This window comes from Polaromonas sp. P5_D5 (assembly GCF_054049435.1).
The window spans coordinates 280,230-294,554 of record NZ_JBFUMJ010000003.1; the positions used below are offsets into that span (position 1 = coordinate 280,230).

13 protein-coding genes are annotated in these 14,325 nt (G+C 56.6%); all 13 read left to right on the top strand.

Annotated elements, in window-relative coordinates:
• The first annotated feature begins 6 nt into the window (after positions 1 to 6).
• The 13 genes from ACXJKE_RS14100 (at position 7) to ACXJKE_RS14160 (ending at position 14,321) form a co-directional block, all read left to right on the top strand.
• Positions 7 to 975: a class I SAM-dependent methyltransferase gene (locus ACXJKE_RS14100; protein ID WP_457281227.1), complete on the top strand. Its 969-nt coding sequence runs from the start codon at positions 7 to 9 to the stop codon at positions 973 to 975.
• On the top strand, positions 968 to 1,807 hold the full coding sequence (locus ACXJKE_RS14105) for a sugar phosphate isomerase/epimerase family protein (protein ID WP_457281228.1): 840 nt from the start codon (positions 968 to 970) through the stop codon (positions 1,805 to 1,807). The genes ACXJKE_RS14100 and ACXJKE_RS14105 overlap by 8 nt, the downstream gene beginning before the upstream one ends.
• Positions 1,797 to 2,552, top strand: a complete 756-nt coding sequence (locus ACXJKE_RS14110; protein ID WP_457281229.1) for an SDR family NAD(P)-dependent oxidoreductase — start codon at positions 1,797 to 1,799, stop codon at positions 2,550 to 2,552. Before ACXJKE_RS14105 ends, ACXJKE_RS14110 begins: the two co-directional genes overlap by 11 nt.
• A gap of 21 nt (positions 2,553 to 2,573) precedes the next feature.
• Complete coding sequence (locus tag ACXJKE_RS14115) at positions 2,574 to 3,413, top strand: SDR family oxidoreductase (RefSeq protein WP_457281230.1); 840 nt, start codon at positions 2,574 to 2,576, stop codon at positions 3,411 to 3,413.
• Positions 3,407 to 4,645 (top strand): polysialyltransferase family glycosyltransferase, encoded by a 1,239-nt coding sequence (locus ACXJKE_RS14120; protein WP_457281648.1) that lies wholly within the window; start codon positions 3,407 to 3,409, stop codon positions 4,643 to 4,645. Before ACXJKE_RS14115 ends, ACXJKE_RS14120 begins: the two co-directional genes overlap by 7 nt.
• Before the next feature lie 17 nt (positions 4,646 to 4,662).
• Positions 4,663 to 5,556: a methyltransferase, TIGR04325 family gene (locus ACXJKE_RS14125; protein WP_457281231.1), complete on the top strand. Its 894-nt coding sequence runs from the start codon at positions 4,663 to 4,665 to the stop codon at positions 5,554 to 5,556.
• Positions 5,557 to 5,569: 13 nt separating this feature from the next.
• A complete protein-coding gene (locus tag ACXJKE_RS14130; RefSeq protein ID WP_457281232.1) occupies positions 5,570 to 6,997 on the top strand; it encodes a lipopolysaccharide biosynthesis protein in 1,428 nt (475 codons plus the stop codon).
• Positions 6,994 to 7,992, top strand: coding sequence for a CgeB family protein (locus ACXJKE_RS14135; RefSeq protein WP_457281233.1), 999 nt, complete (start codon positions 6,994 to 6,996; stop codon positions 7,990 to 7,992). Before ACXJKE_RS14130 ends, ACXJKE_RS14135 begins: the two co-directional genes overlap by 4 nt.
• The gene (locus tag ACXJKE_RS14140) at positions 7,985 to 9,016 is read left to right on the top strand and encodes a glycosyltransferase family 2 protein (RefSeq protein ID WP_457281234.1); all 1,032 of its coding nucleotides are present in this window, start codon (positions 7,985 to 7,987) and stop codon (positions 9,014 to 9,016) included. The genes ACXJKE_RS14135 and ACXJKE_RS14140 overlap by 8 nt, the downstream gene beginning before the upstream one ends.
• 11 nt (positions 9,017 to 9,027) lie before the next feature.
• On the top strand, positions 9,028 to 10,053 hold the full coding sequence (locus ACXJKE_RS14145) for a glycosyltransferase family 10 domain-containing protein (protein WP_457281235.1): 1,026 nt from the start codon (positions 9,028 to 9,030) through the stop codon (positions 10,051 to 10,053).
• Positions 10,054 to 10,105: 52 nt separating this feature from the next.
• On the top strand, positions 10,106 to 11,500 hold the full coding sequence (locus tag ACXJKE_RS14150; RefSeq protein WP_457281236.1) for a hypothetical protein: 1,395 nt from the start codon (positions 10,106 to 10,108) through the stop codon (positions 11,498 to 11,500).
• 66 nt (positions 11,501 to 11,566) lie between these two features.
• The gene (locus ACXJKE_RS14155; protein WP_457281237.1) at positions 11,567 to 13,273 is read left to right on the top strand and encodes a hypothetical protein; all 1,707 of its coding nucleotides are present in this window, start codon (positions 11,567 to 11,569) and stop codon (positions 13,271 to 13,273) included.
• The gene (locus ACXJKE_RS14160; protein WP_457281238.1) at positions 13,263 to 14,321 is read left to right on the top strand and encodes a glycosyltransferase; all 1,059 of its coding nucleotides are present in this window, start codon (positions 13,263 to 13,265) and stop codon (positions 14,319 to 14,321) included. The genes ACXJKE_RS14155 and ACXJKE_RS14160 overlap by 11 nt, the downstream gene beginning before the upstream one ends.
• Positions 14,322 to 14,325: the final 4 nt, after the last annotated feature.

Genomic DNA, 14,325 nt, shown 5'->3' on the forward strand with positions numbered 1-14,325 from the left:
CCCACAATGATCTTCACCCAACACTCTCACCAAGCCAGTTGCCCGCTCTGCAGGCAGGCAACCGCCGGCGTGCTATCGACTACTTTGCGACGAGGCACAGGTATCGTTTTTTATTGTGAGCCCTGCCGACACGGTTTTCTTTCGGAGAATCAGGCACCGGACGCCAAAGCCTACTACGCAGAGAATTACCGCCAGGAATATTCGCACAATGCCGAAGCCGCGGCGACCAACGCGCGCGAGATTTTCGACGTTTACAAAAATTACCAGCATGATCGGCTCAAGGCCATCGGGCCATACCTGTCGGCCGAAACCCGCCTGCTGGAAGTCGGCGCCTCATCGGGGCAGTTCCTGGTCAATGTCAAGGATCGCGTGGCGCTCGTCAACGCGATTGAGCTCGACAAGGCCTGCTGTGACTTCATGTCATCGGAGCTGGATATAGAGGCGGACTCAGAATTTCTGCGCGAGTCCCGCTTTGCGGACCAGCGATACGATGTGGTCTGTGCATTCCAGGTGCTCGAACACGTTGAGGATCCCGTTGTGTTTCTACGCGACCTGCAACAGTCGACCCAAAAAGGTGCGACGCTGTTTATTGAAGTGCCCAATCTCAACGACCCGTTATTGTCGATCTGGAATGTCAAGGCATACCAGAAGTTCTTCTACCATTCAGCGCATCTGCACTACTTCACCGAAGACTCACTCAGGAAAACCGCTCAGCTCGCGGGTTTCGACAACGCACAGATCGATATCTCGTTCACTCAGGACTACAACCTGTTGAATCACCTGAACTGGATCATGAACAACGGACCTCAGGCGACCTGCAATGTCGGCCTCAGCGAAATCGACCTGGCCGGCGCGGACCCTGACATGTCGACCTGGCTCACCGCAAAAATGAAAGCACTCAACGAAGAATACGTCGCGCGACTCGTGAAGAACAAGGCAACCGCCAACATGATGATGGTGATCAAAAATGTCTGAGCGTATCGGTTTCATGCAGGGACGGCTGTCGCCGCTCGTCAACGGTCGCATCCAGGCTTTTCCATGGGACTGCTGGCAGGCTGAATTTCCCACGGCCGCGGCTCATGGCTTTGGCCTCATGGAGTGGACGCTCGATCAGGACCTGCTCTACAGCAACCCATTGCTGACCGAGGCTGGCCGCTCGGAGATCACGGCGCTGCGCGCGCGGTATGGCGTGCGCATCGGTTCGCTGACCGGTGACTGCTTCATGCAGAGTCCGTTCTGGAAGGCCGATACGGCGCAAGCCGAGCAGTTGCAAGAGGATTTTCGGGCCGTGGCCAAGGCTTGTTCCGCAGTCGGCATCGTCATGATGGTCCTGCCATTGGTCGACAACGGCAGCCTGGCGACACGCGCACAGGAAGACCATCTGGTCTCCGTGCTGCAGGCTCACGCCCCGCTGCTGGCCGAACTGGGCGTTCAGGTCGTCTTTGAGTCGGATTTTGGACCGTCCGAACTCGCGCGTTTTATCGAACGGCTGGATCCCGCACTTTTCGGGGTGAACTACGACATCGGCAACAGCGCTGGGCTCGGAATGCGGCCTGCCGACGAAATCGCGGCCTACGGCCATCGCATCGTCAACGTGCATATCAAGGATCGCGTGCTCGGCGGTACCACGGTGCCACTTGGCACAGGCAGCGCTGATTTCGAAACTGTTTTCTCGGCACTCGCAAAAGTTGACTACAAAGGCAATTACATCCTGCAAACAGCCCGGGCGCATGACGGCGACCATGCTGGCGCACTTTGCCGCTACCGCGACATGGCTGTCAACTGGATAGCACGCCATGGAGCTTGAACTCGCCGGCAAAACAGCCCTGGTCACCGGTTCCTCACGCGGAATCGGCCGGGCCATCGCCGTGGCGCTGCAAGCCGAGGGCTGCAGGGTCGCGATAAACGGACGTGACGCCGATGCCTTGAAATTGACTGCTGCGGCCCTGCAATCCGCAGCAGCTGTCGCGGGCGATGTCACCGACGCAGACCAGGCACGACAGGTTGTCGACGAAGCGACTCGGGTGCTCGGCAGGCTCGATATTCTGGTTTGCAATGTCGGTAGCGGCCGTTCGGTAGCGCCGGGCCTGGAGACTCCCGAGGAATGGCAACGCGTGTTCGCGCTCAACCTCTGGAGCGTCACCCATACGGTCGAGGCGGCGCGTACCGCGCTCGCCGCTTCGCGCGGCGCTGTGATCTGCATCTCGTCGATCTGCGGACTCGAGGTCATTCCGGGCGCGCCGGTTACCTATTCGGCCGCCAAAGCCGCACTGCACGCCTACGTGCGCGGCATCGCCCGACCACTCGGCGCCCAGGGTGTGCGCATCAATGCGATAGCACCCGGCAACATTCTGTTCGAAGGTTCAGTGTGGGACAGAAAGCTGGCAGCCGATGCAAATGCCGTGCAGTCAATGCTGGCCGCCAACGTCGCACTGGCGCGCCTCGGTACACCGCAGGACATCGGTCAACTGGCGGCGTACCTCGCCTCATCGCGCTCGGGTTTTGCAACCGGCGCAGTCTGGACACTCGACGGTGGCCAGGTCCGCGCATAGCGGCAACTCGAAGGAACGCCCATGACTACCGCATTCAAAAAGTTCGATCTCACGGGAAAAACCGCGCTGATCACGGGTGCCGCAGGCCTGCTCGGTCGGGAGCACGCAGCAGCGTTGCTCGAAAGTGGCGCGGCCGTGGTGCTTACCGACATCGGTGACGGCGCACTCGCTTCGGCCAAAGAACTCCTGGCCCGCTCCTCGGATGAAAGCCGCATCCATACCGCGATCCTCGATGTTTCGAATCCGGAAGCGGTCGCCGCGCTATCCGCGCGGCTTGCGGCTGCCGGACAACGGATAGACATTTTGCTCAACAACGCGGCGATTGACCCCAAGGTTACGGCCGGCGCCGGCATGGTCGAGAGCTCTCGTCTCGAGAACTTTCCAATCGATCAATGGAATCTGCAAATCGCGGTCGGGCTGACCGGCGCGTTCCTCTGCAGCCAGGTCTTCGGCACTGCGATGGCCGCTGACGGCAAGGGCGGCGTAATCCTGAACATCGCGTCAGACCTTTCGGTGTTCTCGCCGGACCAGCGCCTGTATCGCAAACCGGGACTGCCTGAGCATCTGCAACCCGTCAAACCGGTCACCTACTCCGTCATCAAGGCTGGCCTGATCGGCTTGACGCGCTACCTTGCAACCTACTGGCCAGAACAGGGCGTGCGCGCCAATGCAATTTCTCCGGGCGGTGTGTTCAATGGTCAGGGTGAGGAATTCGTGACCCGGCTCAGCGCGTTGATTCCGTTGGGCCGCATGGCGGCTGGGGACGAGTACCGAGCCGCCGTGCAGTTCCTCTGTTCGGACGCCTCTTCGTATATGAATGGCCAAAATATCGTGATGGACGGAGGAAGGTCGGTCTGGTAGCAGCGTCCCACGGGCCGTTCAGCGCTGCGATGGCATCTGCCACCAACCCCCATCACCACTCTCACCGGCTTTGCACACGTATGGTTTATTTCTCAATCGACAATGACCATCACACCAACCTGGCGTTGTCGATCATGGAAGAGAATCGGCTTCCCATGTCCGGCGTGACGTTCATTTCACACCGGTCACCGCGCAACCAGTTGGCAGAGTCGCTAGGCTTCGCTCTCGAGCCGGTGGATGTCCATCCACTATGTTCCGGCCTCAGCTTCAAGAATCCAATAAGTTACTTGAAGGCATATTTTCACCAGATACGGCTAAAGCACCGCTTTCAGTTCCGGCCGGGAGACTTGCTTGTCATCACAACGGAGTATGAAATCAACAATGCTTTGCTAGCCGCGCAGATGCGACATGCTGGTGGGCAGGTTTATCTCTACGACGAAGGCATTGGGTTTTATTTCAATAACAGCAGCTTCCACGACCGACATCTTTCGTGGACCGACCGGTTATTCCTGGTCCTTTACAACTTCGCCTTCAAGGCATTGGGTATACCGGCCTATGCCAAAAAAGGATTCGAAGGCCGGATGTATGTCCGGATACGCGAGAAATATCTCAATGCCGTCTATTCGAGAATGCGCCTGCCTATCGATCGGCCCGTGGAGATTCGCGGTTATCGGCATTTTTTGGTGTCCGAACAGGCGTTTTTACCAAAGAACGATCAGGTTGCGATCTTCTTCGCCAACAATCTCGACGCTTTTGGCCTGAAAACCGAAGAGCTTGCAATCTCCGCAGAGGCCCTGCGCGTAATGGCTGCAGCTTTTTCGGAGGTTCATTTGAAAATTCACCCGGGAGATTGGGCCGCTCAAAACGAAGTGTGCAGTTTCTACACTGCGCTAGCTGCTCAGCATTCCAATATTCATCTTGTCGATAATGCGATCCCCAGCAACACGGCCATGGAGCAAATAAGGCCTGGGGTTGTCGTTGGAACCATGGGCGCGGCGATGTTCGATGCTTTCTTTTTCGGCTGTCAGCCGATTTTCCTATTTCATCTGCTGCCATCCGTCAGAGAATTCGGCGTCTGCAACTTCACCTTGGAAAGCTTGGGCTACCGCTACATAGCGGATCTGCGTGAAATTGACCCGGGATACAAGTCCGGCGTGAACATTTCCTCGTTACTCTACGACGGCCCGCAGATCTGGAATTCGAACGTGGAACCGCCGGCTTCGCAGACTTAGCCAGTCATGAGACACCCATGTTCAAACATCTGATCAAACAAATCCTGCCACCGATTCTTTTCGTCTTGGCGCGCGGGGCCCTGCAGCGGCTGAAGCTGGAACGGCCGATTTATGACGGCCTCTACCGGGATGCAGCGGAACTACAGCCGTCAAATGACAATCCATTCGAGCACCCGAACTGGATTTCTTATGTTTCCGAAAGGGCTCACTCGCGCGTCGGCGGTGTCAGTCACCAAGACATGAACGAGATGTGCCTGTCGCTGATCGCATCGATCGCGCCCGCCGGTGATCATGCAGCCTCTGGTCGCATAGTCGATTTCGGTGGCGGCGTAGGTATGTATTGGCCAGCACTGAAGACGCAAAATAAAGCAGGCAGGCAGCTTGATTTCACGGTCGTCGACAGCTCCGCCAACTGCGCACTCGGGACCAGGTTGTTCGGCGCAGATGGCGTGTCTTTTTCAACTGATTTCGAATCGCTGTTGACGCACAGCGCCAAGATAGACGTACTTAACGTTTCAAGTACGCTCCAGTATTGTCTAGATTACGAAGCAACGCTGGCACTGCTGTGTCGCAGCCAGGCCAGGTTCATCATCGTATCCCGCCATCCGGCCCCCAGGGACAATCATCCTGTGGCCTACACCATGCAAAACGTCACGACCGTCAAAGGTTTTTGCGGGCGAATCCCGGTTGTATTGCTCAGCGTCGAACGGCTGGCTCAACTGATGCGCGGCCATGGCTATGAGATGATTGCGAACTACTACAGTAACGCCGATTCCGGAAAATACTGGAAGAACGGCAAGAAGATGATTCCAGAAGAATTTTCTCAAATTGTCGATCATGCCCTGGTTTTTCAGAAGCAATCAGGACGACCTGCCAGCGATGCCTCTGCGACTTCCGTCGTTGCGCCATGACCGGAAATAGAACGTGCTAGTCATCATCTTCGGGCGTGCAGCCCAATTCATTCTGCTCCTTTTGGTGATGCGGGTGGCTACGACTTATTTGCCACCTAGCGAAATGGGCCGTCTCTCGCTGATTACAGCCGCCACAGCCTTTTTTGCGCTGTTCCTCGTCAACCCGATTGGTATGTTCATCAATCGGAGGTTTCACGCCTGGGATGAACTCGGCCGTGCCAAACACTATCTCAAGCTGCACTGGATCTATCTTCTTGGTGTCTGCCTGTTCGCGGCGCTGACACTGGGCGTGCTCAACAAAATCCACGCCTTCGGCTTCCAGTTTAATACCGTGTGGCTGCTGGTGCTGGTCTGTGGCTCGCTACTCTTCAACACGATCAACCAGACGGCGATTCCTTCGCTGAACCTGCTGGAGTTGCGCGGGCGTTTTATCGTCCTCACGCTCGCAACAATTGGCGTGGGCCTGGCGAGCGCCTATGCGCTGGTCGAATACTTCGCACCAACAGCTGAATACTGGCTGCTCGGCTTGCTGATCGGTCAAACGGTGTTCGCGGTGATAGGCGTCAAGTTGTTTTTCGACAAACTCAGGCCGGAGCAACCCGCAGATAAACTGTCGCGCTCGCACCTCAAGCTGTTGTTCGATTTCGCCTGGCCGGTTGCAATCTCCGTCGGGTTTAATTGGCTGCAGACGCAAGGCTACCGCTTTTTCGTCGCCGACTCGCTGGGTCTCGCTGCACTCGGCCTGTTTGTCGCGGGCTACGGTATCAGCGCGGGGCTGATGGCCGCGTTCGAATCAGTGCTGACAACCTACTTCCAGCCGCGGTTCTACAAACGGGTCAGCACCAGCACGATCGAGGAACAGTCCGCCGCCTGGAATAAATATGCTGGCGCGATCCTGCCCTCACTGATGCTCGTAACCTTTTTGTTGATCAGTCTGGCGCCGGAGTTGACGCGATTCATGGTGGGCCCGGCATACCAATCGGCATCGCAGTTCGTGATCTGGGGCGTGCTGGCAGAAGGTGCACGCGTTGTTGCCGGCGTCTACAGCATGTCGGCCCACGCCAAGATGAAGACCCGTCTGCTGCTGCTGCCGAACCTGCTCGGCGCAGTAATCTGCATCGTGCTGATCAAGTTTCTGGCGCCCGGCATGGGCGCGCATGGCGTCGGTCTGGCTCGCTCGCTGGCCGGCGTCGGCATGTTGGTCGCCATGCACTACCTGATGATCGTCGCGCTCGATATGCGGCTGCCGTTGCGTATGTTGCTCAAAGGCACCGCAATGGGCGCTGGCCTGATGCTGATTGCGACGGCCGGCCGGTGGGCCATGAACAGTCCGGGCATCATTGCGGCGGGTGTACTGATCGTTGTCACCGGGCTGGCCTTCCTGCCGATGTTCTACTGGCTGCTCTATCCCTATTTGCCAAGGCACGACAAAGTTTCATGAAAATCCTCCTTGTTTGCATGTCGTATGACTATGGCGACCCGACACGCGGCCATTCGTACGAGTACTACAACTTCTACCAAAGCCTGCTTGCGCTCGGACACGAGGTCGTGCTGTTTGACTACATGACCGAGATTCAGCAAATGGGCAAGTCGGCCATGAACCGCAAGCTGATCGAGGTCGCGGCGGCGTCCAGGCCTGACTTCGCGATGTTCTCGCTTTATACCGATCAGTTCGAGCCAGACACGATCAAGTCGATGAAACAGCTCACACGCACACTGTGCTTTTTCCACGACGACACCTGGCGCGTCGAGTTTTCGCGCTACTGGGCGCCACAGTTCGATTTTTTCACAACACCCGACGTATATGGTGAGCAGAAATACCGGGCATTGGGCCTGGAAAATGTGATCTATTTCCCGTTCGGCTGCAACAACAGCATTTACCGGAAAGCGTCTGTCGAAAAAAAATACGACGTGTCGTTTGTAGGTGCCTGGCACCCCTATCGCGAATGGCTCATCAATCGCCTGCGCAAAGCGGGGTTCAATGTCAAAGTTGCCGGGTACCGCTGGCCAGGCGGCATCGTGTCGCACGAGGAGATGGTCCAGCTGTTCAATGAAAGCCGCATCAACCTGAATATGTCGAATTCGACCTCCTGGGACGCGCGTTACCTGCTGTCGTCCCCGCGCGGTCTGGTCAATCGCATCCGCTCGCCGAAGTCCGTCGAACAGATCAAGGCCCGTCATTTCGAGATTAACGGCACTGGCGGGTTTCAGCTCTCGTACTACGTTGAGGGACTGGAACGGCACTACGGTATAGGCACAGAGATTGCCATCTACCTGGACCCCGATGACCTTCAGCAAAAGGTTGCGCTTTATCTCGCAGAGACTGCACTGAGAGAAAGCATCGCCGATGCCGGTTATGCCCGGACTCTTGCGGAGCACACCTTCGGCCACCGCTTTCGGCACGCGTTCGCCAGGATGGGACTCATCGATGGCTGACAATACACTGCCACTGGTCTGCATCTGCATCCCGACTTATAACGCGGAAAAAACCGTCGCAGCCACTTTGCATTCGGTGCTAAACCAGAGTTACGGGAACCTCAAAATTCACGTGGTCGACAATCACTCGACCGACAGCACGATCGCAGTTGTCGAAGGATTTTCTGACAGCCGCATCACGCTCTACCGCAACGCGGTCAATATCGGTGGCGAAGGCAATTTCAATCGTTGCATCGAACTGGCAACGGGGAAATACACCGCGATTTACCATGCGGACGATATCTACGAATCAGATATGGTCGCGTCACAGGTCGCATTTCTCGAGGTGCACCCACAAGCCGGAGCAGCGTTTACACAAGCACTGCTGATCGATGAGGACAACCGCCCCATCGGTGCGATCCGACAGCCCCCCGAACTGGCGGCCACTGGCCCGTTGCATCATTTTCCCGAGGTCTTCAGGGCGATTCTCAAGCATTCCAATTTTCTGATCTGTCCCAGCGTGATGGCGCGCACCAGCGTTTATCAGCAGAACATCAAGAGCTGGCGCGGAGAACTGTTCGGCCCGAGCGGCGACCTTGACGTCTGGCTCAGGATGCTGCAGCTTGGGCCCATCGGAATACTGCCTGGAGCGACCATGCGATACCGCATCAGCAGCAGCCAGTGGTCGGCGAATGTACGCCTTGATACGCGTCGTGCGGCTTTTTTTACCGTGATGGACTACTATCTCGCGCAACCCGACGTGTGCAAACTGGTTACCGCCGAGGATATGGTCAACTACGGACGCCTCGAACGTCGCGACCAGGTCATGCGCGCCGCCAACGCCCTGTTGCGCGGTGAGCCGCAGCTGGCTCAGGAACTTTTCCCCAATGTATTTTCACGGGACGCCCTAAAGGCAGCTCTACAGACCAAACGGGGGCTCGGCGTTTTTCTGCTGGGCCTGTACCTCAAGGTCATGCTCGGTTTGCGACTCGATGGCCTGGCCAGGATTTCGCTGGTTCATCTCAAGAGGATAAGCAAGAAGTGATTCCCGCTCCAGTGTCCGACGAAATTTACATCGACACGCCGCCGGCCTACCGGCAGGACCAGATGTTCGACTTGTCGAATCTCGCGCTCAATCGCGACGGGACATTGGTGCCCTACGCGCGCGTGCGCGAAGTGCACGCCAGTGCCGGCAGAACCGTACGCACCGCCGATTACCTGATGTCCTTGCCAGCAAACAACACCCCCAAGGACTACTACTCGCTCGGCGTCCTCGACAACTTCAAGATGCTGGCTGCACGTCCTGATGTACACCTTCGAGCCTTTTTGGTGCTGGAGCCGCCCGTCGTCGACCCGAGTATCTATAAGGCCTTACCGGAATTGACCGCAGCTTTCGAGCGGGTCTATGTCCACAACGTGAACGGTGACGGCTATTCGCTCGCAGGTGTTGACAGCTCGCGATTGCGCCAACTCTATTGGCCGCAGCCTCGCGAAGATGTTATGGAACCCTACTGGTCTCGGCGTGACCGTCTCAATCGCATCGTGGTGATCAACGGAAACCATGTGCCACGCAAAGTGCCGAACGAGCTCTACAGCCGCCGCATCGAGGCGATGACCGAACTGGCGGAATCCGGTGTTGTCGATCTTTATGGTCGCGGTTGGGCCAAATTAAAGGCTCGTACGTCTCTCTGGTGGCCCTATATAAGCCGGCGCAAAACGCTGCTGTCGATTTACAGAGGCTCGTGCGAATCGAAATACGAGGTACTGAGTCAATACAACTTCTGCCTCTGTCTCGAAAACATGGCGATGCAGGGGTACGTAACCGAGAAAATTTTCGACTGCTTCTATGCGGGAACGATTCCCCTGTATTTGGGCGCTCCCGATATCAAGCAGTTGATCCCCAAAGAAGCCTATATCGATTGCCGCGAATTTTCATCATGGCACGATGCCTACAAGGTGGCTGCGGCAATGTCGCCCGAAGCGGTTCGGCAAATGCGCGAACACGGCCGACGGTTTGTTCAAAGCGAGCAGGGCCGACGATATACCGATTCCTTGCTGAAGATTGTCGGAGACGCGCAATGAACCCCTCGTATTCTGTCGAATCCGATTCTCAGCGCGCTCGAGGCCGACCAGGATGATCAGAAATCCATTTTTTGAGCTTCCATGGGGCAAAGATTCTCAGGTATTGCTGATCTTTCTCACGGTATTTTCGTGGTCGCTCTTTCCGGTGATGCTGAAGCAATTCAACATCACGCTGTTCCAGGCCGGTTTCGCGATCTGTCTGCTCGTGATCTGTCTGTTTGTCGCCCTCACAGCACAGCGCAACCAATTGACGCTGACGCCTCTGCATAAACTCATGCTGATTTTCTGGGCGGGCTATCTATGCATGCTATTGATCGCTTCTGTCCATGCGACATCGAGAACCAGCATCGTGCAATGGTGCATCCTGTTCACCAAGTTCCTGTTTTTCCTGTTTCTGCTTTTCCACATCAATCGAAAATTTGTCTACGCAAGCCTGCGCATTTATTCGAACTTGATGGTCGCGACGGTTGTTTTTTCGCTTGCCGCCATAGCGGCGGTGTTGCTCGGCATCCATCCCTTCAGCACGATGGAAGTCGGAGGACGTGCGGCGGACGTTTTCTTCGGTGCCTACTACATCACCAACACGCCCATATGCCCGCCCACGCCGGTGTTCCGCATTCAGGGACTCAGCGAGGAGCCCGGAACCTACGCGTTCGCATTGATGCCCGCGCTGTTCTGGTTCCTCATCGCGGAGAAGGCTTATCTTCGGTCCACCGTTATCGTGCTCGGATTGATGCTTAGCATGTCCCTGGGTGCCGGGCTTTTTCTCTGCATGGTGCTGGTGCTGATTTTGCTTCTGATGGTCATCAAAAGGTCTGTTGGCGATCATAAGTTGGTGATCTTCCTGGCGGGTGCAATAGGCGCCATTGCCCTGATGTACAGCCTGGCCGGCGCCTGCACCAAACAGTATCTTGAGAACTTGAGCGACAAATCCGCCATGGCACTGGTCGAAGGATGCATGAAAGAGCATTCGTCTGACCGTGAGACCTGCGTACACCGGGTTGCCCATGCCCTGAGCACCACACCGACCGGTAAGTCGTTGTCACTTCATGACCGAAAAGAGGGGCTGCGTATCGTCATCGATTACTTGAAGGAGCATCCGATCGGAACTGGCACCGCGCTCGGCATGCAAACCGTGCAGAACTCGATTGCTGTAGGTTATGCGGTCGCGACACTGGAATCCGGCGTCGCCGGTGGAATCTTTTACATCGGCCTTTTTGCGACGATGGGCTGGCTTGCCCTGCGAACCATCGTCAGGGCGGACAACAAATCATTTGATGGACACGTCAACGTTGCGGTGTCGTTAAGCATCGGCGCCGTTCTCGTAATGGGCGCCCAGCGGATTCAGCCCGACCTGAGCTTCTGGCATATGTGGCTCTACGCAATATGGTTTCACCTCCTGCAGCCAACAGCATCGGGCGCCAGCACCGACTCACGAGCTCTTTGAAAATCAACATCCGCAGAGCACAAATTTGTGACCTGCGATCTTCAAATATTCCATGCCACGACAAACATGATTCCGCGACTCCTGAAAATTATTGATATGCCATCGGAGGAAAACCTGTGGGCCAGGAGCTTCATGATCGCGGGCGTCGGCATCTGGCTCATATTTTTCACCCTGGGACTGTCTGGCTATACCGGCGCCAAGGAGTCTTATCTGCTTTTTTCGGCCGCGACCGGCGTCATGCTGATCACCGGATTCCGTCAGAAACACAGTTATGGCTATTTGTTCCTGACGGTATTTCTGTGGCTCGGACTCTGGCTCAAACTGACGATTCACACCATTTTTAATTACCCGTATGTCGAACCCATCGGATTGTTCGAGGGTGCGCCAGCAGCGTGGGACGAAGTACTGCTGGTGGCAAGCGTGGCCAGCTTGGGTGTCATTGCGGGCGGCATGGCCTATGCAGCCCTGGCAAGACGTGCCAGCCCCATGCGCGAGGAAAGAAAACTCATTGTGCCTTCATGGTACGAACCAAATCGGAAATGGCTATGGCTTGCGCTGGCGCTCGCGATGGCAGGGGTGCTGATTGTCAATCTGGCATACGGAATACATCGAATCGGCCTTGCGCCAAAAGCGTCCTTGATGTGGCCGCTGAACTCGGTAGTAGCCTGGCTGCTCAACATCGGCCTGGCTACTTTCGTTGCCCTTTTTGCCTGGTGGGACATCACGCTCGGGAAGAATCCCGCCTTGGCGGCGTATGCCATATTGATTGAGGCGCTTCTCTCAAGCACGTCGATCCTGAGCCGGGCAGCCTATATCTTTCACGCCGTTCCACAACTGTTCGTTTTACACCAATTCAGGCACAAGCTGGCGGGCTGGTCGCGCCTGAAAACCGTCATGCTCGCCGCTTCCTTTTGTGCGCTGCTGGTGGTTTCCATCTCGGCTGTCACGACATTCCGGAACTATTTCTACCAGACCGGCCTTTATACAAGCACCGCCTACCATGAGGCCTACTACCGTTGGGAAATTGTCAGTGGCCATCTTGGAACGCTAGAGAATCAACTCAAAATTGCACCACCAGAAGAGCGTCCGCCAATCATTGAATTGATGCGGAAACTGAATGCCGAGAAAATACTGCTGGAAGCGATCATGGCCGCCGAAAAGAAGAAATGGGCGGAAGCCATGGGCACGGATTCGGCGCAATCCCGGCTGTTGCTCAATGAGTTTGGTTATCAACTGACCGACGGTTTTTCGGCGCGCCTCTTGCAGCTAAGTGTTGACAGATGGATAGGCCTGGAGGGCTTGATGGCCGTTCAGGCGTATCCAAACAAGGATCCGGCGCTCTTGCGTCGCGGTTTTCTGGAGAAGCCGGCGATAGGAAAGCCCGATATCTACCAAAGCATCTCGAAGTCTGTGTACCTCAAGTCCGACGGTACAAAATTCAGATTTGCAAGCCTGCCTGGCGGGCCGGCCTTCCTCTACTACAGCAATTCGCTCTGGATTGTCGCGCTCGGAATGGTTGTTTTTACGTTCCTGGTACTGCTTGCCGAGCTTTTGATACGAACCTTGACCCGCAACCCCATTCTCTGTTCGCTTTACGGCGTCGTGATGGCCAGCACCGCCGTTCAATTCGGCGTGGCACCGCAGCAAAGCATTCCCTATTTTCTGGTTCTCGGCTGCGGTATCCTGCTGGTATGGACGGTCCATACGCGAGGTTTTGCGTTCGCTCTGTACAAGTTGAAACTGGCAAAAGCCCCGCCACCACGTGACAACTAAAACGGCAACAACCCTTTTTGTCCACGCCACCAATGTGCACTCCGGCGGAGGGCAGTCGTTGCTGCGCGCGCTGCTTGAGGCTCTGCCGGCTGGTCGTGACACAACTGCGTTGCTCGATAGCCGCATGCCAGTGTCGAAGACTCATCTTCCGCACCTGAAAGTCATTACTGTTGCGCCTACCGTGTGGCGTCGTTTCTGGGCTGAATGGTGGCTTTCCAAATCCGTGGGGGCAGCTGACCTCGTGCTGTGCTTCGGCAATTTGCCGCCGCTCTTCAAGCTGAAGGGACGCGCCGTTGTGTTCGTGCAGAACCGTTATCTCGTCGACCCGGTGACGCTCACCAGCTTCCCTCTCAGGACGCGCCTGCGGCTGTTGATCGAAAGGGCTTGGTTCGCCCACAAGGCCCAAAACGCGCAAGCCTTTGTCGTGCAAACTCCTTCAATGCGCGACCTGCTGAATGCCTCGGGTTTGGCAAAGGGCAAACCGGTTTCGGTACTGCCCTTTGTGAGCACCAGCGCCGGCTATGAAAGAAGCACCACCCCGACGGCGCGCGATACCGCATGCGATTTCATCTATGTAGCCTCCGGCGAGCCGCATAAAAATCACAAACGGCTCATCGAAGCCTGGACCCTATTGGCACGCGACGGTGCGCGTCCTTCGCTACGGCTGACTGTCGACGCCAAGGCCCACCCGGAACTCTGCGCATGGATCGATGAAAAGAAGGCCCGTTCCAACCTGGATGTTGAAAACCTCGGCGCGAGGCCTCATGACGAAATCCTGCGCCTCTACGCCCAGGCGAAGGTACTGGTTTATCCGTCACTGTTCGAGTCGTTTGGCCTGCCACTGATCGAAGCGCGCCAGGCAGGCCTGGCAATCCTGGCGTCAGAACTCGACTACGTACGCGACGTGGTCGACCCCGAGCAGGTATTCGACCCCCATTCACCGGTCTCCATTGCCAGGGCAGTGAAGCGCTTTCTCGGCCAAAGCGAGCAGCCGCTTCCCCTAATGAACGCCGGCGAATTCCTCGCCCATGTTTTCCCCGAAGAGTGACCGA